Raw genomic sequence first — 25,944 nt, forward strand, 5'->3', positions numbered from 1 at the left:
CTGTTAAAAAGAAGGACAGATAACTGACCTCTTGGCGCCAGAAAAACTACGGTTGGGATACAATCCGGTATAAACAATACCAATCTCATAAGCACCACGACGATTATTGAACTGGGCCAGTGATGATGTGGTTACGTCGTAACTGAACATAATCTTTACCCTGTTCAGCTGATATCCCACCAGGAATACCGCCGCATCATTCAGACGGTAATAAGCGCCGCCATACAATTGCGTGCCTCCGTCGCCGGAAAGGTTATAAGCAAGGTTACCACCAAACACTGTTTCTGTTGCTCCGGCCTGCCTTGCATAGTAGGCAGAGGGATTCACGATCACTTTATCACTCAGCTTCACACTACTGTTCAGGAAAGCGATGTACCGGCGTGCGATCACATTATCTCCCTCGAAAAATGTTTCCCTCGGTGTATTGATATGTTGTGCTGATACGCCAACATTGATATAAACATTGTCTGTCGGGAAATAAGCATAGTTCATTCCCACCTGCATATCAAAGTAAGAGATCTTCGTCTGGCTGAAAGGCTCTGCTGTGGGCACCTGTGCGTCAAAGAACTTTCCATTCCACTGGTCGCCGAAAGTCAGTTTCGTTACATCTACCCTTTTACTGGCAGATCCTACATTGAAGCCGAGCGACAAGAGGCTGCTCTGTCCCAGCAGCTGGTGATAGGCGATAGACCCGTATACTTTGGTGGAGGTCAGGTTACCACTGCCTGCCACATCCCTTAATACTACACCGCCTACACCTAACCAACCATATTCAAGCCTGTCGCGGAATAACTGAAAATCTCCAAAGGCTGACATGGTCTTATAGGGAACGGGAATGCTGGCCCACTGATTACGGTAATTGATGCCGATACGGTAATTACCATCCGGAATGAAGCCTGTATTAGCAGGATTTGTAAGGAGCGGTGAATTGAAGTATTGCGAGAAATGCATATCCTGTGCATTTCCCTCGAATGCTGCGGTTAACAACATTATACAACCTGCGATGTGTTTAAAAATCTGCTTCATATCATCATCTTAACAAGGTTACGCTTCCATTCCTGGTAGCAGTGGTACCGTCACTAAATTGTACGTTGATCACATATGCATAGGCGTCCATTGGTTGTAATGCACCTTTAAAACCTCCATCCCATCCTATTGTCGGACTATTCGATTCAAACACCATCTGGCCCCAGCGATTATAGATCTTCATATTAAACTTGTCAATACCAAACCCTTTTACCAGGAATACATCATTTACTCCATCTCTGTTCGGAGAGAACGCGGATGGGATATCAAACAGCGGTATTACGATAGCACTCACCTGCTTGTGGGCTGTATCCGTACAACCCGCGCTGTTTGTGGATATTAGGTATACATCGAATACGCCTGTCTTATTGTACTGGTGCGACGGGTTAGGTTGCGAAGAAGCATCGCCGTCTCCAAATTCCCACAGGAAAGTTACTGCATCCGGAGAGGATTGGTTAGTAAAAGTGATAGGCGTATTTTCCACCGGTTTAGTCGGTGTAAAAGTAAAGTCGGCTGTTGGCGGCGGGAACACGTTGATCGTCATGGTGGTATCATCTGTTTTGTTACAGGTGTTATTATCCACCACATGCAATGATACCGGAAAACTGCCCGCATTCGGATATACGTGAACGGGATTTACTTCAGTAGAAGTAGTACCATCGCCAAAGTCCCACGTAAATGATTCACCGCCCATGGTTGTATTCACAAACTCAATAGTAGCAGGCACACAGGTGCTGTCGGGCGCTGTGAAGGAAGCCCTTACATTCTGCGCTACACGCAATGGTACAGTGTCTGTATGCGGTGCATTACAATAATTCGTGTCAATCAATGTCAATGTTGCGTTATATACACCTTCTGCTGCATAGCGGTGTGTGTATGGGAAATCATTCGGCCCTACGATTACAGGAGCGGTATTGTCACCGAAATTCAATTCAAAAGAAGTATCAGTAAAAGGTCTCGGCGGTGTCGGCGCTGTGAAATTAAACTGGTAATTCAAATCTTCACATGGTGGTAGACGCTGTGCTGTCATATCAAAGTCAGCCCTGTCGGTACGGATACGCAGGTCCAGTATAGCAGTGTCACAACCATTACAGCTGGCGGGATCACATTTGACGAGGGTCACCCTGTAGTTGCCGGGATTATTGTAAGTATGCTGAATGGTGTCTTTACCGGTTACAGGTGCAGAACCATCTCCAAAGTTCCATGTCCAGGTCTGTGCCGGTATACGTGTGGTATCGACAAAAGTAATCGTGGCCGGTACACAGTAATTCGTTCTTCTTTCCAGCGTTTTGATACCTGCCTTTACACCATCCAGGTTGAAGGCGATCTTCAATGCACCCAGGTTACAGTTAGGAGGAGCAGTTGTTGCATATGCGCCTGGCGTAGTCGGATAACGCGGCCTGACATCCGGATTTCTGCTGGTTGGACACCAGGCACAGATACCCTGGTAGATCACACCATTACGATCGAAACGGCTGGTACCACCATCCACGTGTTCATAAGTACCATTGCCGCCAAAGTAACTCCCATATAGTATGTCTGTAGCATCGCGCTGTAATACAAAGAAATAGAAATCCTGACTATCCATCGTACGCTGTAAAGGATTCTTCAGCGGTAAACCTGATGTATTGGAATTGGGATAATGCAGTTCAACGTCAATACCGCCGCCCCATCCGGATACGTACACGTTTTCGCAACGGTCTACGAGGAAAGCCACCGGTGATATACTCGGCGTGGAAGCACCTTTACCAAATGTGGTGGAGTATACAAATGCAGACAGATCCGGCTGCAGTTTAGAGATAAATTGTTTTGAGTTGTCATTGTAGAAAGAGCCCGTATTAGGCGCCTGCTGCGTAGGCCAGGTTCCTTCGGTAGTACCCATGATGTATACAAACCCTTTGGAGTCCAGCTGGATACCGTATACCTGGTCGGCTGCCACTGTGTTGGCACCCATATAAGTACTCTGTAAGATGGATGTACCATCTGCACTGATATGCGCAATGAAACCATCGCATATCCCCCCTCTGTAAGCGCCATAGATAGGGTTTCCCCTGATGGGGAAGTTGTTACTGGCGGTACCGCCGGCAACATATAATGTACCGCCGTTCAATGCCAGCACATACGCTGCATCTTCCTTGCTGCCACCAATAAAGCTGGCCCACAACAGGCTGGAACAGTTCTGATCTATTTTCAGTACCACACCATCCTGCGCGCCTCCGAAGCCTGTCTGAAATGCGCCGGATGTTACAGGAAACTTATCTGAACGGGTACAGCTGGCTACGTAGATGTTGCCGGTATTATCTATCACTACTTCACTGCGGGCATCATCGCCGTAGTTACGCAGCAGCACGGAAGCGCCCAGTGTTCTGTCTTCACGGATATTAACACCGTCATCGCCAGGACTGGCCACAATGAGAGTTCCTATGATAGCAGAACCTGTAGCATTGAGTTTGGTGACCGCAATATCCCATCCACCACGGTTACCCACCACTACCGGCTGACCGTTGTTGGAAGCGGCACCGGGGAAGTTGCCGGAAGTAGTTCTTCCTGAGATCACCAGGTTACCGGCAGGATCTACAAAGAGACTATGTGGTTGTTCCTTGCCACCGCCACCCAGGTAGGTAGCATAGACCAGGTTACGGCCATTCGGAGAAAACTTACTGATACCAATATCAAAACCACCTTCAGCATAAGTATTTTGCACTACGCCTGGTGTAACAGGATATCCTACATTAAATACGATACCACCGCCATAAAAGGCGCCTGCATTATCGTAGGTAGCGGTGAAACCCCAGTTATCTGCCTGGGAACCAGATACTGTAGAAAAGATATAAGAAGGATCGATGATCAGCGGATAGTTGTTGTCGTACTTACCGGATATCTTAAACTTCAACTTTAATCCATTTAGCACATAAGACACTTTTACGGATACACGCTGATTGTCAATGTACTGATAGGCAAAAGGCATCTGCTCTGTAACAGTACCCACTGAAGTGGTGATGAGCAGTTGTTCTTTTTTGATCTCCAGTTTGTCCACGCCGGTATATTGCAGTTGTACCTGGGAAGGATCAGCGCCTGGTTGTACGATAAGATCATACTTCAGCACACCTGCTTCTGAATACACCTGCATGTCGATGCCATTGTATAGTGCCTTGTAATTAACCAGCTGATAAGATTTCACACCGGATGCCCATTTCTTCGGGTCATTACCGATGAAGTAGTTGGCATAACTCTCAGACGCTTTTTCAGGAACAATTTCCGGATTTCCTGCATTCAGAAAAGTCACTTCATATGCATGTCCTTTTACCGCGGGGATGGGCAGCGGGCCGCTGGCATCACCATCCACCTTTCCGGCAACTGCATTTGCAGCACCGGCTTTTGCGTTGGCAGCATAGCTGGGATCAGGCACCCATATAACGGAGTCTGTACCACCATGTACATGGCCATGTATTCTTTCTGCCAGTTCCTGGCGTTGTTTCATGTCCTGCAGGAGGAATGTAAAACCTGTGCGTTTCAGAAAGGCAGCACCTCCACCCATGTCAGTTTTATAAAGGAAATCGCCGTTCCACTGTCCTTTGTTCTCAGTAAACTGCAGAGGGGTATTGTTATAGATTTCCTGTACCTGTACCTGCGCACTGGCAGTTACGCCTGTAAAAAGCGAAAGAAGGAAAGCTAAACAGCCTATAGGGAAAGTAAAATTCAACGGAGTAGATTTAAAATGTTTATTCCTAGATCTTTATCACTTATATAATACGTAATAACGCAGACAGCGGTACATTTGTTACCGCAAGAACAGCGCCAATTCAATTAGTAGTATCATCCCAAAACGCCGGCGGTTATAATATAGATGGCGGAAAAGGGCCGGAGTTTAAAATAAGTCAATATACCAGCTTGCCGGGGCGCATTTAGATAATAAACGTAAAAGTGGCTCAGGAAATTTTACTCCACTGAGATTTTCCTTGCTGTGCGGCCAGAAACCGCTGTAAGGATTGATTCTCAGGCGTTGACAAGTCAGGGTCTTCCTGCAGTATTTTCTCTGCACTGGCGCGGGCGGCTTCAAGTATCGGTCTGTCTTCCACAATATCAGCCAGTTTCAGGTCAAGTAAACCACTCTGGCGGGTACCTTCAATATCGCCCGGTCCTCTCAATTCCATATCTTTTTCAGATATCACGAAACCATCATTTGTCTGTACCATTACCTGGATACGTTCTTTTGAATCTGCGCCTACTTTGTTGCCCGTCATGAGAATACAGAACGACTGTTCTGCTCCTCTTCCTACGCGTCCGCGTAGCTGGTGCAACTGGGAAAGGCCAAATCGTTCCGTGCTTTCAATAACCATCACGGAGGCATTGGGTACATTCACCCCTACCTCTATCACGGTGGTAGCTACCATGATCTGCGTATCGCCTTTTACAAAACGCTGCATGTTGGTATCCTTCATTTCTACCGGCTGGCGGCCGTGCACCATACTGATATAGTATTGCGGCTCCGGGAAAAACGCTTTCACTTCTTCATATCCCTTCATCAGGTTCTCATAATCCAGCGTTTCTGAATCTTCAATTAACGGATATACGATGTATGCCTGCCGGCCTTTACGGATCTCATCTTTGATGAAGTCCATGACCTGGGGCCGCTGGAACTCCGTACGGTGTACCGTCGTAATGGGTTTACGACCTGGCGGCAGTTCGTCAATTACTGACACATCCAGGTCGCCGTATACGGTCATTGCCAGTGTACGGGGAATGGGAGTAGCCGTCATGACAAGTATATGCGGTGGTATGACGTTTTTCTCCCACAGGCGGGCACGCTGTGCCACCCCAAAACGGTGTTGTTCGTCAACAATGGCCATTCCGAGATTCTTAAACACCACCTGGTTTTCCAGCAGGGCGTGGGTACCGATCAGCAGGTGGATCTCCCCTTCTTCCACTTCTTTCAGGATCTGTTTACGGGCTTTCCCTTTCACATTCCCGGTGAGCAGGGCCACCTTCACCGGCATATTTTCCAGCAAGCCGGCAATGCTTTTATAGTGTTGCTGGGACAGGATCTCGGTAGGCGCCATCAGGCAGGCCTGAAAACCGTTATCTACTGCCAGCAGCATGGTTAGCAGGGCTACCATTGTTTTCCCGCTGCCCACATCTCCCTGTATGAGGCGATTCATCTGCCTGCCAGTAGTGGTATCCTGACGGATCTCTTTCAGTACACGTTTCTGTGCTCCTGTCAGAGAGAAAGGCAGGTGATGATTGTAAAAGGTATTAAATGCGTCGCCTACAGTATTGAAGACAAAACCATGCGACAACTGCTGCCTTTTGATCTTCAGCCGGCAGATCCTGATCTGGGCCAGGAATAACTCTTCAAATTTCAGCCTGCGGCGGGCCTGATTGGCATCGTCCTCTCCGGCCGGCAGGTGAATCTTAAAATAGGCTTTTGCCCTGTCCATCAGCCGGTATTGCTGCAGGATGGAGGAAGGGATATTTTCCGGTATTTCCCCGGGGGATAATTGTTCCAGCAAGGCCTTTGTGAGCTTGCCGATCGCTTTGGCCGTCAGCCCCCGGGCTTTCAGTTTTTCGGTAGTATAATACACCGGTTCGAGAAATGGTTTCCCGCTGGCTATCTCTTCTGTCAGCAGGTCCATTTCCGGATGGGACATCTGCAGGTAACCATTGAATACGGAGATCTTTCCGAACACCAGGTACGACACATTCTGCTGCAGCGACTTTTCCATCCATTGCCAGCCCTGGAACCAAACCAGGGAGATCTCCCCGGTTTCATCCCGCAGATTGGCCACCAGTCTTTTCGCACGCTTATCTCCTATCACTTCCATACGGGTGATCTTTCCGCGGATCTGTACGTAATCCATCTGCATATGCAGACTGATGATCTTTTCCACTTTTGTGCGGTCCACATAACGGAAAGGATAATAATACAGCAGGTCTCTGAAGGTGTGGACGCCTATTTCCTTGCGCAGTAGTTCTCCCCGCTGGGGACCTACCCCCTTCAGATACTCTATCGGATTGGATAATATGGCGTTCTTAAAATCCATAGACTACATTCCTCAGGCGAATGAAGATCCCCGGCCTGTGGATATGCTAATTTTGTTTTTTTAAAGGTCTGGCTTTCTCAATAAGCAGGATACAAAAATAAAAGGTAAACAGCATACACTGTTTACCTTTTGAAATATTATTACAGGTGGTGATTATTCAGCTTCCACCTTACCTTCTACGAATTGTTTCATCCATTCTGTAGTAACGGATTTCGGTCTTTCCAGAGAGAAACCAAGTGCACGGTCCCAGCAGAGGGAAGCCAGTACACCCAATGCACGGGATACGCCGAACAATACGGTATAGAATTCATATTCCACCAGGCCATAATGTACCAGCAGTGCACCGGAATGTGCATCTACGTTAGGCCATGGGTTCTTGATCTTACCGAGGCTTTCCAGGATCGGTGGCACGGTTTCATACACCAGCCATACGATACGTACCAGCTCATCGTCAGACAGGTGTTTCTTTGCAAACTCCATCTGTGCAGTGAAGCGCGGGTCTGTTTTACGCAGTACCGCGTGACCGTAACCTGGTACTACCTTACCATCGCTCAGCGTCTTACGTACGTAATCTTCGATCTGCTGTTTGGTTGGCATACCACCACCCAGTTCTTCGCGCATATCGAGGATCCACTTGATCACTTCCTGGTTAGCCAGACCATGCAGCGGACCAGCCAGACCGTTCATACCTGCTGCAAATGACAGGTAAGCATCGCTCAATGCAGAACCTACCAGGTGGGTAGTATGTGCACTTACGTTACCACCTTCGTGGTCAGCGTGAATGGTCATGTAGAGGCGCATCAGTTCTTTGAAGCCTTCATCTTCATAACCCAGCATGTGAGCAAAGTTACCAGCCCAGTCCAGCAAACCGTTCGGCTGTATGTGGTTGTTGTTTTTATATTTACGACGGTAGATATAAGCGGCAATACGTGGCAGACGCGCGATGAGGTCCATAGCATCATCGTACATCACGCTCCAGTAATCTTTTTTGTTCATGCCTTCTGCATAGGCTTTCGCAAAAGCAGATTCTGTCTGCATAGCCATTACACCTACGGTGAACATGGTCATCGGGTGAGTAGATACCGGCAGGGCATCAATAGCAGCAAAAACGTGGTTAGGCACATGAGAGCGGCGTGCCCACTGGTTAGAAAGGTGCTGTACGTCAGCTTCTGCTGGCAGTTCTCCTATCAACATCAGGTAAAATAATCCTTCCGGCAAAGGCTCAGCGCCACCTTTAACTTTCGGCATTTTCTCCCTCAGTTCCGGAATGGAATATCCACGGAAACGGATCCCTTCGTTAGCATCCAGCAATGATGTTTCTGTCACCAAACCAGTTATGCCACGCATCCCCTGGTATACCTGTGCCAATGTAACATCCTCTATCTTCTTATTGCCATGGTTCTTCACGAGGTCCTTCACTTCCGCATTGAGCTCATCGGCCTTTACCTTGAATTTTTCTTTTATATACCCCATTTTAAACTGTTGATTAGGTAATGATAACAAAAAATCGGATCAATTGTCAAAAGTAATGATTTGTTGAAAAACTTAGCTGCTTACAATCATAGAATTACGGGTAGCAATAAACAACATAACTTTCAAACAACTGATTTCCAATATACAAATAAGCAAATATTAATATAAACGGAATAAATTAAAAAAATGTGAAATTTTCTATTTGGGCGCCCTCAGGTACAACCAGAAAGCCAGTCCCCCAAACAGGAAGTTGGGTATCCACACTGCCAGTAAAGGGTTGAGGTCTGCTTTAATAGAAAATACCGTGGAAAACTGCAGGAAAATAATGTAGCTGGCGCTGATCACTATTCCCACAGCCAGGTGTAATCCACTTCCTCCTCTTACTTTTTTAGAAGCAATAATTCCACCAATCAGTGTCAGGATGATTACTGCCCCGCAGGAAGCTGTACGCCTGTATTTTTCAACGTAGAATGTATTTAAACCTTCAGCCCCTCTCAGCTCCTCCCTGTCTATAAATCTGTCCAGTTCGGGAGTGGTCATGGCCTCCTGGATATTTTTCTCTTCGTACATCTCTTTGGGATTCAGTGCCAGTTTGATAGAAGTATCTGATTTTGACCACCAGTGCTCCTTCAACCCATTAATAGAACGCATGGTCACATAATCCAGTTTCCACATATTGGTGACGGAGTCCCAGGTTACCCTGTCAGACTTCATCTTGAACATGATGTTCTGTCCACGCACAGTTTCCAGCAGGAAGTTACCCCCGCTTTTATAGTTAGGGTCATAAGACCCGAAGGTGACATAGGTGAAGCTGTCCACACGGATCGTCTTATCATACATATTCTGCTGAGCCTTCTGTTTATGCACATAGGCAGCTTCGAACTTCGTCCTGATCTTATTGGCAATGGGCACGGTCCACCTGTTTCCCAGCCACAATATCGCTCCGAAAAGGAGCGCCCCTACCCAGTAAGGACGTAAAAAGCGGCGGAAGCTAACCCCACTACACAGGATGGCGATGATCTCGGTCCGGTAAGCCATCTTGGAAGTAAAGAAGATCACAGAAATGAATATGAAGAGTGGGAACAACAATGCGGCGATATGCGGTATAAAGCCGAAGTAGTAGTCTACTACGATCGTGTAGAAAGACAGGTTGTTGCTCATGAAGTCATCTATCTTCTCCGTCACGTCTATCACTACGGAAATGATGAGCAGGATCATGAGGGAGTAAATAAAGGTACCTATGAACTTACGCAGGATATACCAGTCTATCTTTGTCATATAACGGCAAGATAATATAAATCTAAAGTCTTTGTTTCAACTGAGGCACCATAGTATTTTTCCAGCTGGCATAGTTGCCGGCCAGGATCTGTTTCCTGGCTTCTTTCACCAGTTCCAGGTAAAACGCAATATTATGGATACTGGCCAGCTGCATTCCCAGGATCTCCCCTGCGGCAAATAAATGGCGCAGGTAGGCCTTGGTGTAGCGCTTGCTGGCAAAACAGTCGCTGTTCTCATCTATCGGAGTAAAATCAGTCGCCCATTTCTTGTTTTTGATATTTATGACACCGTTCCAGGTGAACAGCATCCCATTACGTCCGTTACGGGTGGGCATTACACAGTCGAACATGTCCACGCCCAGGGCAATATTCTCCAGGATATTCCAGGGAGTACCTACTCCCATCAGGTAACGGGGTTTCTGTACCGGCAGGATGTCGCACACCAGTCCGCACATTTCATACATATCCTCTTCCGGCTCTCCCACACTCAGGCCGCCGATGGCATTGCCTGCACATTCCCTCGCCGCGATCTCTGTAGCCGAGATGGTACGCAGATCTTTATAAGTACTACCCTGTACGATTGGAAATAAAGTCTGTTCATGACCATAGGCAGGTTGTGTTTCCGCCAGGCGTTTGATACAGCGGTCCAGCCAGCGGTGGGTCAGTTCCATGGACTTTTTGGCGTAGCGGTATTCTGAAGGGTAGGGCGGGCATTCATCAAAGGCCATAACGATATCGGCACCGATGGTCCGCTGGATGTCCATCACATTTTCAGGTGTGAACAGGTGGCGGGAACCGTCAATATGTGACTGGAACAGCACACCTTCTTCCTTGATCTTCCGGTTGGCGGCCAGGGAAAATACCTGGTAACCACCACTATCTGTAAGCAGGGGTCGGTCCCAGCCATTAAATTTATGTAATCCACCTGCCTGCGATAGCACGTCCATACCAGGACGGAGGTACAGGTGATAAGTATTACCCAGGATGATCTGAGCCTGCACATCTTCGCGCAACTGTTCCTGCGTCACTGCTTTTACACTGCCTACGGTGCCCACGGGCATAAAAATAGGCGTTTCAATCTTCCCATGACCGGTAGTGATCTCGCCGGCACGGGCTTTACTGTTGCTGTCTGTTGTTATCAGTTCAAAATTCATCTCGGTATCTGAATGCTTGAGGGCAATTTTTTGCCATTTTCAGGGGGCAAAAATAAGGGGAATTATGCAGAAACCTTCATTTGGAGCCGGGAAAGCGGCTACCTGTCCCGGAGAACGTAACACGTTCATTCCCATTTAAAAATCTTTTTTTCCACAGGCTTATACAGATAACTAAAAACGTATATATTTGTCGTTGCTATGTTGTATAACTTGGGCTTATTAGCCTTTTACGCCTTTGCTACCGTTGCAGCCATACAGATATTGTATTACCTGTTCTTCTTTTCCCGGGTAGCTTTTTATCGCCGTACCTTCGAAAATGATATCGATCCCGATAAGGAGTGTTCTGTTATCATCTGTGCGAAAGACGAGGAGCTCAATTTGCAGAAGAATCTGCCCTCGGTATTGTTACAACGATATCACGGCAGGAAAGAGCCGGCCTATGAGGTGATCGTGGTCAATGACAATTCTGAAGACGACACCAAGTACTACCTCCGCTCTATCGAACCCGGATATCCTCACTACCGCCATATCGAGATCAAACAGGCCGCCAAATTCATCCCCGGAAAAAAATTCCCGCTCTCCATGGGAATCAGAAGCGCCAAACACGAACACATACTGCTGACAGATGCTGACTGTAAACCGTCCAGCACCTATTGGCTGTCGCTGATGAGCCAGGGATTTACTGATGGCAAAGAGATCGTACTGGGTTACAGTCCTTACGAGAAGAAACCGGGCCTGCTGAACAAAGTGATCCGTTATGAAACCTATTTCAGTGCGTTGCAATACCTTTCTTTTGCCCTCAGCGGCATCACTTATATGGGTGTAGGGCGTAACCTGGCCTACAAACGTGAGCTGTTCAACCGCCATAAAGGGTTTACAGCACACCATCATATTGCCTCCGGCGATGATGACCTGTTTGTCAATGCCGCGGCCAATCGTCACAACGTAGGGGTAGTTATCAACAAGCAGGCATTCACCTATTCAGAGCCAAAGACCAGCTGGAAGAAATGGTTCCAGCAAAAGACCAGGCACATGTCTACCGGCAAGCATTACCGCTTCGGCCACAAGCTTCTGCTGGGACTGTTTTCCCTGAGTCACTTCTTATTCTATCCTTTCTTTTTTGCCAGCATCTTCTATGAACCACTCCGCGTGTATACGCTGGCTATCCTGGGAGGAAAGCTGCTCTTACAATCCGTGATCTCCTATATGGCCATGCGTAAGCTGGACGAGGCTGATCTTTTCAAATACAGCCTGTTCATGGATTTTTTCATGTTCATTTACTACATCATTCTCACTCCTGCCCTGCTATTCAAGTCAAAGAACAGGTGGTAGTCGGGGTAAAAGATATATCAGCGGCTGTCTCAAAAGAGGCAGCCGTTTTTTATTGGTGCATCCTTCGTTACATTTGCACCAATTTACAGACCATCACTACATCATGGATATCGTACTTAAATACTTCTCAGACTTTACGGATACACAATTGGAGCAATTAAAGGCATTGTCAGGTCTATACCAGGAATGGAATGAAAAGATCAATGTGATCTCCCGTAAAGATATTGATGCCCTGTACGAGAAACATGTGCTGCATTCCCTCAGTATTGCAGCTGTTGCCGACTTCCCGGCAGGCATGCAGATACTTGACCTGGGGACAGGTGGCGGCTTCCCCGGCATTCCCCTGGCCATCTTCTTTCCGGAAGTGAAGTTCCACCTCGTGGATTCCATCGGTAAAAAGATCAAGGTGGTGCAGGGCGTTTCTGAAGCGCTGGGCCTTAAAAATGTGACCTCCGCCCACACGCGTGTGGAAGATATTAAGGACCGTAAGTTCGACATCGTGGTTTCCCGTGCGGTAGCCCCCTTAAAAGACCTGTGGCGCTGGAGTAAGCCGGTGTTGAAGAAAGCGCCTGCCCATGAGCAGCAACCAGGGCTGATCTGCCTGAAAGGTGGCGATCTGACCGAAGAAATAGCAGATAGTGGCGTGCGCCCTCGTCTGACGAATATCTATAAACTGTTCCCGGAAGAATTTTTCCTGGAAAAGCACATTGTTGTCGTGAATAAATAACTGAGAATCAACATTACTCCCAAAATACACCCGGAAATATTATAAAAATTGTGTAAACTGTAAAATATCGATACTGGTTTTTCGTCTCCATTAGTAAGATGAAAGAATTGCTCCTTAAAAAAACGCCTCTGGCTATGGCTGCAGAACAAAATGAGCGCATCCAGGAAACGGTGCGACAGGAGCGCAAGCGCTTACTTCATTTTATCCGGAAACGGGTGAATAATGTAGCTGACGCGGAAGATATATTACAAGACGTTTTTTACCAGTTTACAGAATATTCCCGCCTGGGTAGTCAGATTGACTCTATTACCGCCTGGCTGTTCACTGTAACCCGTAATAAGATCACCGACTGGTTCCGTAAGAAACGTGAATCCACCTTCAGCGAGCATACCCGTGAGCAGGATGGAGAAGAATCCCTGTTCCTTTCTGAAATGATAGCTGACCCGGGTGCGCTAAGTGATGCGCCCATGACCCGTAAAGTAATAGCCGAGTCTATTATGGAAGCTATTGATGAATTGCCCGAGGACCAGCGCATGGTGTTTCTGCAACATGAGATAGAAGGCAAATCCTTTAAGGAGATGTCTGCCGAAACAGGTATATCCGTCAATACCTTATTATCCAGAAAAAGATATGCAGTGCTGTACTTACGTGAACGGCTGGCGGAACTGTACAAAGAACTTTTAAAAGATTAAAACATTATATATGAAACGTCGAACTCCGAAGATTGTGCATGTGTTCAAGTTCATCGTACTTGGTGCGCTCTTCATTTGTTTCATTGGCTTCGCTGTACAATTGCTCTGGAACTGTCTGATACCAGATCTTTTCCATGGTCCGCTCATCACCTTCTGGCAAGCCATCGGTCTGTGCTTACTTGGTAAGCTGATCTTCGGATGGCATGGTAACGGTGGTGGTCCCTGGGGTATGCGTGCCAAAAACCAATGGCGCAGGAAAATGATGGAGAGAATGGAGAATATGTCAGAGGAAGAAAGGGAGAAACTGCGCGATAAACTACGTCGCTGTGGTATGCCCAACCGCTGGGGAAACGAAGGCTTTTACAACGAACCAAAAGATCAGCAGAAAACAGAAACGAATCTATAATGCAAAGCTTAGCTGTAAACTACTTAACACCATTTGCTATGATAGGTATATTCAAAACCAATATAGCTACAAAGGAAGACAGGCAAAATATACTGCAGGCTATCCGTAACAGATTTGAAGTAGGTCATTGCCATGTTGACCTGGAAGACTGTGATAAAGTGTTGCGCATTACGGAAATGAAAGTGCAGGAAGATGATGTGATAGACTTTGTGAAGAAGCAGGGGTTTTATTGTGATGTGTTGGAATAGACAAGCCGTTTTTTAGATAGATAGACTATTGTCATAGAAGGGCTGTTCCTGCCGGAACGGCCTTTTTTGTTTGGACAAAAAAAACAGGCTGCCTTCTTTCAAAAGCAACCTGTTCTCAACTGAAATTATTTAGCTATTATTTCTTCATCACGTTATTACTCCTATCCATGTCCGCCATTCTCTCACTTGGATCAATCTCTATCTCTGCAATCCCACTCAGCGGCATATCTACTTCCACATCATAAGTTCTGTTTGTCCATGGCCAGTAGTCATGCACTACGCGAGGTATACTGTTGTCTTCATTAGGTTTGGAACCAAACATCAGTGACATCGGTACATAATGCATTACTTTCTTACCATCTTTACCGGTGATCAGCAGATCAATTGGCATCGGCATATTATCAATACGGTGCAGTCTTACGATAGTCTTGCCATTGTTCTCAAATGCAGAGTCGATACCGTAATCAATATGTTTGGTAGAATATACAAAGTATTGTTTGTACCAATCCAGCTGCAAACCACTTTCTTTCTCCATCACACGTACGAAGTCATTCACATTAGGATGTTTAAAACGCCATTCCCAATAGTATCTTAAAAGCCCTCTGTCACGTGCAGGAGCACCGATAATATAACCCAGCTGCTCCAGGAATACAGCGCCTTTTGAATAGGCAGACAGGCTGTAACCATAGTTGCTGTTATAATGATCGGAATGTGTGCTCAAAGGCTCTTCATAACCACTTCTTACCAGTGAAAAATAACCATTGTATGAACCTGACTGAGGAGAAGGAGATCTCAGGGAATCCAGTGTATGATATACAACATTGTTTTCTGCGAAAGTAGTGAAGCCCTCATCCATCCATGGATAGAGACTTTCATTTGTTCCCAGCATGCCCTGATACCAGGTATGCATCCATTCATGTGCAGCCAGGCCGTATAAACCTTCTATTTTACCATTACCCATGATCAGTGTAGCCATCGGATACTCCATACCGCCGTCTCCTCCCTGGATGAAGGAATAGCTCTTGTAAGGATAAGGACCATAATGCGCTTTGATATACTTATAGGCATCAGGGATCATTTTAGCTAACTGTGGCCAGGTATCTTTAGTGGTTTCATTCTCGATGTAGAAGAAGTGTGCAACGAAACCATCTACCTGCTGCGTGATATGTTTGTAGTCAGGATCAGCTGCCCAAACGAAGTCGTGTACGTTAGGTGCTACGAAATGCCAGGTCAGTTTATCGCCTGCCGGACGCAGTACCTTGGTACCGGCCATTTCATATCCATACCCGATCTGGTTAGGATTCTGCAGATATCCGGTAGCTGCTACGACAAACTTTTTATTGATAGCGATCTTCACATCAAAGTCGCCCCATACACCATAGAATTCGCGGGCGATGTAAGGTGTAGGATGCCACCCTTCATAGTCATATTCGCACATCTTCGGATACCATTGCGCCATGGAATAATCCACACCTTCGGCATTATTCCGGCCGCTGCGACGGATCTGTACCGGCACCTGCGCTTCAAACTCCATATCAAATGTAGCAGTGGTATGAGGCAGGATAGGCCTGGCCAAAGGCACTTCGAGAATAGTACCGATGACGTTATATTCCTGGTTGACGCCATCTTTTTTCAGGGAGAGTATCTTCTGATAACCGATCTGGTCAGGTTGCAGTTTAGAAATGCGGTCGGTTACTCGGCCATCCCAGTCGCGTCTTTCATTACCATTCTTGTCTCTGAATAACACTGTTTTACCCAGTTCACGGCTACGAACATCCATCATACTGTTGGGCTGAAACGCGTTCCAGTAAAGGTGATAGAATACCTTAAAAAGTGTGTCGGGTGAGTTGTTGGTATATTGTAGTTTCTGTTTGCCGCTGAAACGGTGAGTAGCAACATCCATGTCGATGTCCATTACATATTTTACTCTCTGCTGCCAGCGGTCAGACTGTGCCTGTGTACTATGCCAGCCGGCAATGAGCAGGCATGCCAGGAGGCATTTTGTTACTCTCGGTTGCTTCATCCTAAGTTCTGAATTTGCGTTAAGTTGAGTTACGTTAGCTAAGTTTATGCTGATCTAAGTTTACGTTAAATTGAGAAGCGTGGTTTTATGATTTACCTTCCACAATGAGAACGATTTCTCCCTTCACCCCTTTTTCGTTGAAGTAGTCATGTACTTCCTGTAAGGTACCCCTTTTATTTTCTTCAAACATTTTAGTCAGTTCCCGGCTCACGCAGCACTGGCGGTCTGGTCCGAAATATCCGATCAGGTCGGCCAGTGTTCTCACCAGTCGCTGAGGAGATTCATAGAATACCAGTGTACGCTCGTCCGTAGCCAGTTCGGTAAACAATGTATGCCGTCCTTTTTTTAAGGGTGGAAATCCTTCAAAGGCAAAACGGTTCATCGGGATGCCGCTGTTGACCAATGCTGGTACAAAGGCAGTAGCGCCTGGCAGACATTCTACGGGCACACCGACCCTGTTGCATTCACGTACAAGGAGGAATCCCGGATCGGAAACGCCGGGTGTACCTGCATCGGTAATGAGAGCCATGGTTTTACCAGCCTGTAGCTGCTGTACCAGGTGTTGCAGTATTTTATGTTCGTTATGCTGATGGTAGGGAGTAATGGGCTTATTGATATTGTAGTGTTTCAATAATACCCCTGAAGTGCGGGTATCTTCCGCCAGCACCAGGTCCGCCTCTTCCAGTACTTTGACTGCGCGGTAGGTGATATCGGCCAGATTGCCTATGGGAGAAGGAACAAGATATAACTTCATACAATTGCGGATTACAAATTACGAATTACGAATGACATGCAGCGATGATCATAGATGCCAGGAGCTCATTCGTAATTCGACATTCGTAATCCGTAATTGCTGTTTTTTACTGGATGCTTACTTCAAAAGATTCCATCACCTGGTTAGCCAGCAGTTTCTGACAGGCTACTTCGGCCAGTTGTTTAGCTTCTTCTTTGGTAGCAGCATCTATCTGCAAGGTAATATGTTTGCCAATCCTTACGTCGTGTACATTGTTGATGCCCAGGTTCTTTAAACCACTCATTACCGCCTTACCCTGAGGGTCCAGTAATTCTTTCAGCGGCATCACATTAATATGTGCAGTAAACGTCATTTTTAAAAATTTTGACGCAAACCTAAGATTTAAATCGCAAAAAACAACTACTTAACGGCATTACCGGTAGAAGGTTTTGATACAAATGACAGCAGAACGTAGCACACAAAGACAAAAGGTACGGTAGCAAATTTCAGCACAGGAATACCTGCTATTGACAATGCCACCAACACCAGACGGGCCCAGTTGGGCCTCAGCTGCAGGCTTTTAAACTTCAGACTAAGCATTGGTATTTCTGCTACCATCAGGTAACATAAGAGCGCAATGATGGTATACAGCACCCATATATTCTGCAGCCAGTGAGCCAGGTTGAACGGGTTATACAATATGATCAGCGGGAAGGAAGCTACCAGCAATCCAACTGCGGGTGTAGGAATACCGATAAAATTCTCTGACTGCCGGGTATCCAGGTTGAACTTAGCCAGCCTGTATGCGGCAAAACAGGGCACCAGCAATGCAGGTGCAAGGTTGATATAAGAAACGTCAAATACATCCGGCATACGCATATAGGCGCTGCGCAGCAGGCGGAATAACATCAGTCCCGGTACCAGCCCAAAGCTGATCACATCTGCCAGGGAATCCAGCTCGCGGCCGAAGGGCGATTGTAATTTGAGCCACCTCGCTGCCAGTCCGTCGGTAAAATCAAACAAAGCGGCCAGCACTACCATAGCAGACGCCCAGTAAACAGGCTCCGGGTTAGTGATAGTATACTCTACACCGTTGAACTCCGCAATGTACTGCGGAGCATGCAGGATATAAATAACGGCGAGGGCGCCGCAAAAAAGGTTGCTGAGCGTAAGGATGTTAGGTAGTTGCTTCATTTGTATTCAAGCCGATCGCCTATGGGAATTGTATCCATAGACGATCGCACATTTTTAGCATTAAATATTTAGTAAATATATACACTATTTCTTCATCAACGACTCTATCTCCTCAGCAGTGATAGGAATATTCTTCATGAGATCTACATTTCCGCCTGCTGTCAGCCAGACATTGTTCTCAATACGGATACCCATTTTTTCTTCCTCAATATAGATACCGGGTTCTATTGTCATCACGGAATTTTCCGGGATAGGCAGGAAAAAGGATGGTCCCAGGTCATGCACCCCTACTCCCAGGTGGTGAGAGATACCATGATACAGGTATCTGCGGTAAGCAGGTGCTTCCGGATCCTGGTTTTTGATGTCTTCCTCTTTCAGCAGCCCAAGCTTCACAAACTGCTTTCCGGCTTCCACACCTACCATATCATGGTATTTAGCGATGGTCAGTCCTGGCCTGAGGATGGATTTCGCATAGTTATGCAGGTGCAGGCAGGCATCATATACTTCACGCTGGCGGGCGGTGAACTTACCATTTACCGGCACGGTACGGGTAAGGTCTGCATTGTAACCGCCATAGGCTGCCCCAAAGTCCATGAGGATCAGTTCCCCGTCCTTACATTCCTGGTTGTTGAATATATAATGGAGGATGCGGGCACGGTCGCCGCTGGCGATAATGGAACCATATGCCTCCCCGTCTGCCCTGTTGCGCAGGAATTCATGCAGGATCTCTGCATGGATCTCATGTTCCCAAACGCCGGGACGAATAAACTGCAATAAGCGGCGGAAGGTCTTTTCGGTAATGTCGATAGCCTGCTGGATCACGTTCACCTCTTCGGCAGACTTGACAGCACGCAGTTTCTTGAATATAACGGCGGCACGCAGGTAATTATGCAGAGGGTAACGGCTGCGCAATTCATTCGCGTAGCGGTAATCCCTTACAGGTACCAGGCTGGATTTACGGTTATTTTCGTTTGTGTTCAGGTAAATATTGGTGGCATCATGGATCCATGGCTGCAATACGGCATCCAGGGAGTCCAGCCATACTACCGTAGAGATACCGGAAATGGCGAAAGCCTCATTTTTCCTTAAACGGTGGCCATCCCACTTCTCTTTCAGCTCGTTAGGGCGTACCAGTACCAGCACTTCCCGGTATTTCGGGTCCGGATTGTCGGGGTACAATATAACCATCGTATCCTCCTGCTCTATACCGGTTAGCCAATACAGATCTGCATTCTGCTGGAACTTGTGAAATGCGTCGCCATTGGTAGGCAGTTCATCATTGGAGTTGATGATCGCTATGGACTGTGGCTGCATTTCTGCAATAAAGCGCTGACGATTCTTTATAAAGATCTGAGAGTCTAATGGTAAATTTTTCATATTCTTTGTTTACGTTGGTGTATGTAAAAGCGCGTCAAACCTACTGAAATTTCACAATAAGCGCCACCCTGTCTTTTACAGCCGGAGGCCCGCCCTGTTCCATAATATTATATGAGCGCTTGTTCCATGCTACGCAGGAGCATAAAGCGTACTTTACTATGAGCAGTGTTCAGATTTATTACGGTGGAATTCAGAAAGAGATAGAAATAAATATCGGATAACATTTACCTGGCTGTAATATAATGAAATATACCATTATACGATATAAGAATAAGTGTATAGCAACCGCTTATTTCTTTACCGTTTCCTGCAAAACAGCCAGATCCATTTTAGATATTTATCAAACAAATATCCATTTAGCAGTTAGGATTTCTAAATTTAGACAAATCTGCAGCCTTTAATTTGATAATATCAAAAAAGCACTAGATTTGCTTACTACACCAAAACAATCTTACTATGCAAGTCAGCAGTGTAAGGAATCCTGTTGCCGACCTATTAGAGTTAGGTATTAGGCAACCTAATCACGTTTATTATCAATTGGAGCCGGCAGAACTGATTGCACAAACAGTAGCTGCAGGCCAGGGGGTCATCACCAGCAGCGGCGCACTTGCCGTGAATACCGGTCAATTTACAGGCCGGTCTCCCAAAGACAAATTTATTGTGAAAGATGAGCTTACGGCGGCTACCGTTAACTGGAATGATTTCAACATTCCGGTTAACCCTGCCAGCTTTGATAAGCTGTACAACAAACTCACCCGCTACTTTACAGGCAAGGATGTATGGGTAAGAGATGGTTATGCCTGCGCCGATCCGGCTTATCGGGTGAACATCAAAGTGATCACAGAAACACCGTGGGCCAACCTGTTTGCCTATAATATGTTCCTGCGGCCTACTGAAGAGGAACTGGAAAACATGCATCCGGAATGGACCGTTATCCAGGCGCCGGGCTTCCTGGCAGATCCTGCTACGGATGATACCCGTCAGGGCAATTTCGCCATGATCAGCTTCACCAGGAAGACGGTTATTATCGGTGGCTCAGCCTATACCGGCGAGATCAAGAAAGGCATTTTCTCTATCCTCAATTATATACTCCCCCATGAACATGGTGTATTGAGCATGCATTGCTCCGCCAACCAGGGAGAACAGGGAGATACCGCTATTTTCTTCGGATTGAGCGGTACCGGCAAAACCACTCTCAGTGCAGATCCTGACCGTAAGCTGATCGGCGACGATGAACATGGCTGGTCTGAGCACAACGTCTTCAATTTTGAAGGTGGTTGTTATGCCAAGTGTATAGACCTCAGTGAAGAAAAGGAACCGCAGATATTCCATGCTATCCGTGAAGGTGCGCTGCTGGAGAATGTGATCTGTTATACCGGCACTAATGATGTGAACTATGCGGATAAATGCATCACGGAAAATACCCGTGTATCCTACCCGCTGCATTACATCGATAATGCCCTGATACCATCCATAGGCAATATTCCGGAAAATATCTTCCTCCTGACATGTGATGCCTATGGCGTATTGCCGCCTATCTCCAGGTTGACGCCGGAGCAGGCCATGTATCAGTTCATCTCCGGTTATACCGCCCGGGTGGCGGGAACAGAAGCAGGTATTACCGAACCTACAACTACTTTCAGTACCTGTTTTGGCGCACCTTTCCTTCCTCTGCATCCGGTTAAATATGCAGCTATGCTGGGAGAGAAATTACGCCGTTACCAGGCGAAAGTATGGCTGGTGAATACCGGCTGGACCGGAGGAGCATACGGCACCGGGCAGCGTATCAAGCTATCTTATACCCGCGCCATGGTAGCTGCCGCCCTGAAAGGACAACTGGACAAGCTGGCATATAAGGATCATCCTGTGTTCGGCTTCTCTATTCCTGAATCATGTCCGGGCGTACCGTCAGAACTGCTGGACCCAAGCAATACCTGGGCCGATAAGGAAGCATACGACAAGCAGGCTATTGCACTGGGACACAAGTTTGTACACAACTTTGAAAAATATGCCGATCAGGCAACACCGGAAATTTTATCTGCATCTCCAAGAATTTAGCTATATTGGCATTCTCACTCCGCCTTTAAAATTTCCACTACTTATTACAAGTTCATTGATACAGGCTTTGCCTGTCGCGAAACAAGTAACCTATTCATTATTTGCATGATTAATGACAGGGAACTTGTTTTGCGGAACTTGAAAGGAAAATCCTACCTTTGCGCATGCAAATTTTAGACGGTAAACTTGTTTCAGCGGCTGTTAAAGCCCAATTGGCAGATAAGGTAACTGAATTGAAAGCGTTGGGCGAAAAAGTCCCCCACCTGGCAGCCATCCTGGTTGGCAACAATCCAGCCAGTGAAACTTATGTGGCATCTAAGGTGAAATCCTGCGCCGAGATCGGTTTTCACTCCACTCTTTTACGCTTCGATGCGAAAATCTCTGAAAAGCATTTACTGGACAATATCACATTGCTGAATGAAAATGCAGATATTGACGGTATACTCGTACAACTTCCTCTTCCCAAACATATCAACGAAGAACTGGTGATCAACACCATCGATCCCAGCAAGGATGTAGATGGTTTCCATCCCATGAACGTCGGTAAAATGGTGGCAGGACTGCCTACTTATATTCCCGCAACTCCTTACGGCATTATGCTGATGCTGGAACACTATAACATCCCTACCAAAGGGAAACATGCAGTAGTGATCGGTCGCAGCCACATCGTAGGTACGCCTATGAGCATCCTGCTGAGCCGTAACGCCAATCCGGGTAATTGCACCGTAACGCTCACACACTCACAGACAGCCAACCTGAAAGAGATCTGTCTTCAGGCCGACATCATTGTGGCAGCCATCGGCCGCCCGAACTTTGTGACCGCAGATATGGTGAAAGAAGGCGCTGTAGTGATCGACGTAGGTATCAACCGTATCGAGGATGCTACCAAAAAGAGCGGTTTCAGACTGGTGGGCGATGTAGATTACAACGCCGTAGCACCTAAAACCAGCTTTATTACTCCGGTACCGGGTGGTGTAGGTCCTATGACCATTGCAGCATTGCTGAAAAATACGTACCACGCCTCTCTGGGTCAGAAAGTAAACATGAACTAACAAAATATCCTGTAAAACGCTTAACACTTTGTACGCCCAACGGCATATAAAGCGTTAAGCGTTCTGCATTTCCGGGGAACCGATCCGTCAGGGTATCTCCCCATTTACGTACCTTTGCAAAATGTCAACAACAACAGCCGATATCGCAACATCTCTTCAGCTTCCTGTAATGGAACGTTTCTACACCCTGCAGGGTGAAGGCAACTACCAGGGCCAGGCCGCGTATTTCATACGCCTGGGCGGATGCGACGTAGGCTGTCACTGGTGCGACGTAAAAGACAGCTGGGACGCTTCCCGTCATCCGCTGATCGCTATCAGTGAACTGGTACAGGATGCAGCCGTACATCCCGGCCGTATTGCCGTGATCACCGGCGGAGAACCCCTTATGCACAACCTGGATGCGCTGACAGACGCGCTGCACAAAGAAGGTTTCCGCACCCATATGGAAACCTCCGGCTCCTCCCCTTTAAGCGGGCACTGGGACTGGATTACCCTCTCTCCCAAGAAGTTCAAAGCCCCTCTCCCTGAGATCTGTGGAGTAGCCCATGAACTGAAAGTAGTAATATTCAACAAAACCGATTTTGCCTGGGCGGAAAAATATGCTGCGCTGGCAGGCTCTCACTGCAAGCTCTACCTGCAACCGGAATGGGACCGTGCGGCAGAGATCACTCCTCTCATCATCTACTACATCAAGGAAAATCCTCAATGGCAGCTTTCCCTGCAGGTGCATAAGTACATCAATGTGCCTTAAACCGGCTGCCCTACATCATATTAAGGCCTTACATTTGTGCTTTTTTTCATATATTGGCGGCCTAGCCAATCTAAAGTTATGAGAAGAATCTTCCTATTGACGAGCAGTTGCTTCCTGTTATGCCTGGAACTAAGCGCCCAGGTCATAACATATGAGAACGCGAAGAAAAAAGCCCAGAAAACTTTTGATGACGCCCAGATGGCAATAAGGGAATACCGTATGACGGATGCCGTTGATCTGCTGAAAGACTGTGTAAGACAGGAACCTGGATTTACAGACGCTTACGGACAGATGGTCATCACGTATGCGGAGATGAAACAATACAAAGACGCCATCACCAACTACGAAACGCTGAAAAGGCTTGATAGTCCTTCCACCAGGCCTGCTATGCTGGCTTATTCCAAAGCACTGGCAGGCGAAGGAAGATTCAGTGAAGCACTGGCCACTGTTACCCAATACGTCCAGACCAACAAAACAAAAAATGCAAGAGCAGAAGCGCTCCTGAAAGCATATACCTTCGCTGCCAGGGCAGCTTCCAAACCGGTTCCTTTCAAACCACATAATATGGGCGACAGCATCAATACCAAGGATCCGGAATATTTCCCGTCCCTGACCATTGATGGCAAAACACTCGTTTTCACCCGTCGTGTGAACAGCAAGAATGAAGACTTCTATGTTTCTGAAAAGGACGACAGTCTTGGCTGGATGCCGGCCTATGGCTTCGGGTCGCCGGTAAACACCGCCAATAACGAAGGCGCACAGAATATCTCCCAGGATGGAAATATGCTGGTGTTCACCGGTTGCGACTTCCCCGGAGGAAGAGGTAGCTGTGACCTCTACTACACTGTCAGAACAGAAGAAGGACTGTGGGTAGAACCTATGAACATGGGCTCTCCTATCAATACCCGCGACTGGGAATCACAACCAAGCCTTTCTGCCGACAGGCAAACACTGTACTTTGCCCGTGAAACTGCGGATGCAGGTTCCGAGATCTTCATGAGCAAATTACAGCCTAACGGTAAATGGGGATTTCCGGAGCGACTGGATTCGAACATCAACACACCTGGTCGTGAAGCCACTCCTTTCATACATCCCGATAATCAGACGCTGTATTTCGCATCCAACGGTCATGAGGGCTTTGGCGATATGGATATCTACTTCTCCCGCCGTCAGCCTGACGGCAGCTGGGGCCCGGCAGTTAATCTTGGTTACCCGATCAACACCGTGGATGAAGACGCCAGCCTCGTAGTAGCAGCCGACGGTAAAACTGCTTATTTCGCATCAGACAGATCGGATAGCCGTGGACAACTGGACATCTATAGTTTTGAGCTGTACCCGGAAGCCCGTGCGCAGAGAACACTCTTTGTAAGAGGTTACGTGTATGATGCCAAGACTAAACGCCGTCTCGTAGGTAATGTAGAACTGACTGACCTGGAAACAGGAAAGACAGCTGCTGTAGTGCGTACAGACAGAATAGGCAACTACACGATACCATTGCCCACCGGTAAAGACTACGCCTTTAACGTAAACCGTAAAGGTTACCTGTTCTACTCTGATAATTTCTCCCTGAAAAATAAAACAGAAGATTCCATGTTCGTGAGAGATATTCCTCTCGTTCCACTGGATACAAGCGCTGTAATGGTGTTGTATAACATCTTCTTTGATACCAGACAATTCAACCTCAAACCAGGTTCTGAAATTGAGCTGAACAGACTCGTAGGATTGATGCAGGAAAATCAAACCCTGATTGTCGAGATCAGCGGGCACACTGATAATGTCGGTAATGACCAGGATAATATGATCCTGTCTGAACGCCGTGCGCAGGCAGTTGTGAAATACCTGGTAAGTAAGGGTATCCCAGCTGAGAGATTGCAGGCGAAAGGTTATGGAGAAACAATGCCTGTAGCAGATAATAATACGCTCGGGGGAAGGGCCGCAAATAGAAGAACGGAATTCAAGATATTGAAGCTGTAGCGACAGCATAAATGCGAACTAAAAAATCAGGAATAATGCAGCGAATAGCTTGTGTTATTCCTGATTTTTTTTGAGGGTAATTGTATTCAACAAAATGTAATCAACTTCACGCGACCTGTGTTGTAGCTGCCCACAGGCATATGATTATCAGGACGACAAACCATGGAATCCGTGTTATAACAAAACATCAATCGGCTCCGTCAGGTGCCGTGTGTTTGTAGTTGTCCGCGGGCATATGATTATTGACGACAAACCATGGAATCCGTGTTATAACAAAACATAAATCGGCTCCGTCAGGTGCCGTATGTTCAACTGCCCACAAGCGTATGATTTTCAGGACGACAATCCTGGAATCCGTGTTATAACAAAACATCAATCGGCTCCGTCAGGTGCCGTGTGTTTGTAG

Annotated in this window: 20 protein-coding genes; 9 read left to right on the forward strand and 11 right to left on the reverse strand. The window is 46.9% G+C overall.

Annotation, left to right across the window (positions count from 1 at the left end; translation table 11 throughout):
* Positions 1–3 precede the first annotated feature (3 nt).
* From BLR32_RS00155 to tgt, 6 genes are all read right to left on the reverse strand, one after another.
* Positions 4–1,026 (reverse strand): PorP/SprF family type IX secretion system membrane protein, encoded by a 1,023-nt coding sequence (locus BLR32_RS00155; RefSeq protein ID WP_089828224.1) that lies wholly within the window; start codon positions 1,024–1,026, stop codon positions 4–6.
* Positions 1,027–1,030: 4 nt separating this feature from the next.
* Entirely contained in the window at positions 1,031–4,729 is a 3,699-nt protein-coding gene (locus tag BLR32_RS00160; RefSeq protein ID WP_089828225.1) for a DUF7948 domain-containing protein, read from the reverse strand.
* 226 nt (positions 4,730–4,955) lie between these two features.
* A complete protein-coding gene (recG, locus tag BLR32_RS00165; protein ID WP_089828226.1) occupies positions 4,956–7,067 on the reverse strand; it encodes an ATP-dependent DNA helicase RecG in 2,112 nt (703 codons plus the stop codon).
* Between the two features lie 153 nt (positions 7,068–7,220).
* Positions 7,221–8,540 (reverse strand): citrate (Si)-synthase, eukaryotic, encoded by a 1,320-nt coding sequence (locus BLR32_RS00170; RefSeq protein WP_089828227.1) that lies wholly within the window; start codon positions 8,538–8,540, stop codon positions 7,221–7,223.
* Positions 8,541–8,738: 198 nt separating this feature from the next.
* Complete coding sequence (locus BLR32_RS00175) at positions 8,739–9,818, reverse strand: LptF/LptG family permease (RefSeq protein ID WP_089828228.1); 1,080 nt, start codon at positions 9,816–9,818, stop codon at positions 8,739–8,741.
* Positions 9,819–9,840: 22 nt separating this feature from the next.
* Positions 9,841–10,971, reverse strand: coding sequence for a tRNA guanosine(34) transglycosylase Tgt (gene tgt, locus BLR32_RS00180; protein ID WP_089828229.1), 1,131 nt, complete (start codon positions 10,969–10,971; stop codon positions 9,841–9,843).
* A gap of 198 nt (positions 10,972–11,169) precedes the next feature.
* On the opposite strand from tgt, the gene BLR32_RS00185 reads away from it, so the two are divergent.
* From BLR32_RS00185 to BLR32_RS00205, 5 genes are all read left to right on the forward strand, one after another.
* A complete protein-coding gene (locus BLR32_RS00185; RefSeq protein WP_089828230.1) occupies positions 11,170–12,303 on the forward strand; it encodes a glycosyltransferase in 1,134 nt (377 codons plus the stop codon).
* 103 nt (positions 12,304–12,406) lie between these two features.
* Complete coding sequence (gene rsmG / locus BLR32_RS00190) at positions 12,407–13,030, forward strand: 16S rRNA (guanine(527)-N(7))-methyltransferase RsmG (RefSeq protein WP_089828231.1); 624 nt, start codon at positions 12,407–12,409, stop codon at positions 13,028–13,030.
* A gap of 134 nt (positions 13,031–13,164) precedes the next feature.
* Positions 13,165–13,722, forward strand: a complete 558-nt coding sequence (locus BLR32_RS00195) for an RNA polymerase sigma factor (RefSeq protein WP_089829840.1) — start codon at positions 13,165–13,167, stop codon at positions 13,720–13,722.
* A 10-nt stretch (positions 13,723–13,732) separates the two neighbouring features.
* Positions 13,733–14,128 (forward strand): hypothetical protein, encoded by a 396-nt coding sequence (locus tag BLR32_RS00200; RefSeq protein ID WP_176842108.1) that lies wholly within the window; start codon positions 13,733–13,735, stop codon positions 14,126–14,128.
* Between the two features lie 38 nt (positions 14,129–14,166).
* Complete coding sequence (locus tag BLR32_RS00205) at positions 14,167–14,376, forward strand: hypothetical protein (RefSeq protein ID WP_089828232.1); 210 nt, start codon at positions 14,167–14,169, stop codon at positions 14,374–14,376.
* A 136-nt stretch (positions 14,377–14,512) separates the two neighbouring features.
* Here BLR32_RS00205 and BLR32_RS00210 read toward each other — a convergent pair whose 3' ends face one another.
* The 5 genes from BLR32_RS00210 to BLR32_RS00230 all read right to left on the reverse strand — a co-directional run bounded on the left by BLR32_RS00210 (position 14,513) and on the right by BLR32_RS00230 (position 19,703).
* The gene (locus tag BLR32_RS00210; protein WP_089828233.1) at positions 14,513–16,399 is read right to left on the reverse strand and encodes a M1 family metallopeptidase; all 1,887 of its coding nucleotides are present in this window, start codon (positions 16,397–16,399) and stop codon (positions 14,513–14,515) included.
* A gap of 85 nt (positions 16,400–16,484) precedes the next feature.
* Positions 16,485–17,153, reverse strand: coding sequence for a 16S rRNA (cytidine(1402)-2'-O)-methyltransferase (gene rsmI, locus BLR32_RS00215; RefSeq protein ID WP_089828234.1), 669 nt, complete (start codon positions 17,151–17,153; stop codon positions 16,485–16,487).
* Positions 17,154–17,259: 106 nt separating this feature from the next.
* Positions 17,260–17,505, reverse strand: coding sequence for a phosphoribosylformylglycinamidine synthase subunit PurS (purS, locus tag BLR32_RS00220; protein WP_089828235.1), 246 nt, complete (start codon positions 17,503–17,505; stop codon positions 17,260–17,262).
* Between the two features lie 47 nt (positions 17,506–17,552).
* Positions 17,553–18,326 carry a CDP-alcohol phosphatidyltransferase family protein gene (locus BLR32_RS00225; protein WP_089828236.1) on the reverse strand — a complete coding sequence of 258 codons (774 nt, stop codon included), beginning with the start codon at positions 18,324–18,326 and terminating at the stop codon, positions 17,553–17,555.
* Positions 18,327–18,410: 84 nt separating this feature from the next.
* Positions 18,411–19,703 (reverse strand): aminopeptidase P family protein, encoded by a 1,293-nt coding sequence (locus BLR32_RS00230; protein WP_089828237.1) that lies wholly within the window; start codon positions 19,701–19,703, stop codon positions 18,411–18,413.
* Between the two features lie 456 nt (positions 19,704–20,159).
* On the opposite strand from BLR32_RS00230, the gene pckA reads away from it, so the two are divergent.
* The 4 genes from pckA (at position 20,160) to BLR32_RS00250 (ending at position 25,538) form a co-directional block, all read left to right on the forward strand.
* Positions 20,160–21,761 (forward strand): phosphoenolpyruvate carboxykinase (ATP), encoded by a 1,602-nt coding sequence (gene pckA / locus BLR32_RS00235; protein WP_089828238.1) that lies wholly within the window; start codon positions 20,160–20,162, stop codon positions 21,759–21,761.
* Positions 21,762–21,925: 164 nt separating this feature from the next.
* Complete coding sequence (gene folD / locus BLR32_RS00240; RefSeq protein ID WP_089828239.1) at positions 21,926–22,813, forward strand: bifunctional methylenetetrahydrofolate dehydrogenase/methenyltetrahydrofolate cyclohydrolase FolD; 888 nt, start codon at positions 21,926–21,928, stop codon at positions 22,811–22,813.
* Positions 22,814–22,934: 121 nt separating this feature from the next.
* Complete coding sequence (locus BLR32_RS00245; RefSeq protein WP_089828240.1) at positions 22,935–23,564, forward strand: 7-carboxy-7-deazaguanine synthase QueE; 630 nt, start codon at positions 22,935–22,937, stop codon at positions 23,562–23,564.
* A gap of 78 nt (positions 23,565–23,642) precedes the next feature.
* Positions 23,643–25,538 (forward strand): OmpA family protein, encoded by a 1,896-nt coding sequence (locus BLR32_RS00250; RefSeq protein WP_089828241.1) that lies wholly within the window; start codon positions 23,643–23,645, stop codon positions 25,536–25,538.
* Positions 25,539–25,944: the final 406 nt, after the last annotated feature.

The organism is Chitinophaga filiformis (genome assembly GCF_900102545.1).
Lineage (GTDB): Bacteria > Bacteroidota > Bacteroidia > Chitinophagales > Chitinophagaceae > Chitinophaga > Chitinophaga filiformis.

What these genes read in the sequence shown, in the direction of transcription:
- BLR32_RS00155 (WP_089828224.1), bottom strand. Translation starts at nt 1,026, where the DNA reads ATGAAGCAGATTTTTAAACACATCGCAGGTTGTATAATGTTGTTAACC.
- recG (WP_089828226.1), bottom strand. Translation starts at nt 7,067, where the DNA reads ATGGATTTTAAGAACGCCATATTATCCAATCCGATAGAGTATCTGAAG.
- BLR32_RS00170 (WP_089828227.1), bottom strand. Translation starts at nt 8,540, where the DNA reads ATGGGGTATATAAAAGAAAAATTCAAGGTAAAGGCCGATGAGCTCAAT.
- BLR32_RS00175 (WP_089828228.1), bottom strand. Translation starts at nt 9,818, where the DNA reads ATGACAAAGATAGACTGGTATATCCTGCGTAAGTTCATAGGTACCTTT.
- tgt (WP_089828229.1), bottom strand. Translation starts at nt 10,971, where the DNA reads ATGAATTTTGAACTGATAACAACAGACAGCAACAGTAAAGCCCGTGCC.
- BLR32_RS00185 (WP_089828230.1), top strand. Translation starts at nt 11,170, where the DNA reads ATGTTGTATAACTTGGGCTTATTAGCCTTTTACGCCTTTGCTACCGTT.
- rsmG (WP_089828231.1), top strand. Translation starts at nt 12,407, where the DNA reads ATGGATATCGTACTTAAATACTTCTCAGACTTTACGGATACACAATTG.
- BLR32_RS00195 (WP_089829840.1), top strand. Translation starts at nt 13,165, where the DNA reads ATGGCTGCAGAACAAAATGAGCGCATCCAGGAAACGGTGCGACAGGAG.
- BLR32_RS00200 (WP_176842108.1), top strand. Translation starts at nt 13,733, where the DNA reads ATGAAACGTCGAACTCCGAAGATTGTGCATGTGTTCAAGTTCATCGTA.
- BLR32_RS00205 (WP_089828232.1), top strand. Translation starts at nt 14,167, where the DNA reads ATGATAGGTATATTCAAAACCAATATAGCTACAAAGGAAGACAGGCAA.
- BLR32_RS00210 (WP_089828233.1), bottom strand. Translation starts at nt 16,399, where the DNA reads ATGAAGCAACCGAGAGTAACAAAATGCCTCCTGGCATGCCTGCTCATT.
- rsmI (WP_089828234.1), bottom strand. Translation starts at nt 17,153, where the DNA reads ATGAAGTTATATCTTGTTCCTTCTCCCATAGGCAATCTGGCCGATATC.
- purS (WP_089828235.1), bottom strand. Translation starts at nt 17,505, where the DNA reads ATGACGTTTACTGCACATATTAATGTGATGCCGCTGAAAGAATTACTG.
- BLR32_RS00225 (WP_089828236.1), bottom strand. Translation starts at nt 18,326, where the DNA reads ATGAAGCAACTACCTAACATCCTTACGCTCAGCAACCTTTTTTGCGGC.
- BLR32_RS00230 (WP_089828237.1), bottom strand. Translation starts at nt 19,703, where the DNA reads ATGAAAAATTTACCATTAGACTCTCAGATCTTTATAAAGAATCGTCAG.
- pckA (WP_089828238.1), top strand. Translation starts at nt 20,160, where the DNA reads ATGCAAGTCAGCAGTGTAAGGAATCCTGTTGCCGACCTATTAGAGTTA.
- folD (WP_089828239.1), top strand. Translation starts at nt 21,926, where the DNA reads ATGCAAATTTTAGACGGTAAACTTGTTTCAGCGGCTGTTAAAGCCCAA.
- BLR32_RS00245 (WP_089828240.1), top strand. Translation starts at nt 22,935, where the DNA reads ATGTCAACAACAACAGCCGATATCGCAACATCTCTTCAGCTTCCTGTA.
- BLR32_RS00250 (WP_089828241.1), top strand. Translation starts at nt 23,643, where the DNA reads ATGAGAAGAATCTTCCTATTGACGAGCAGTTGCTTCCTGTTATGCCTG.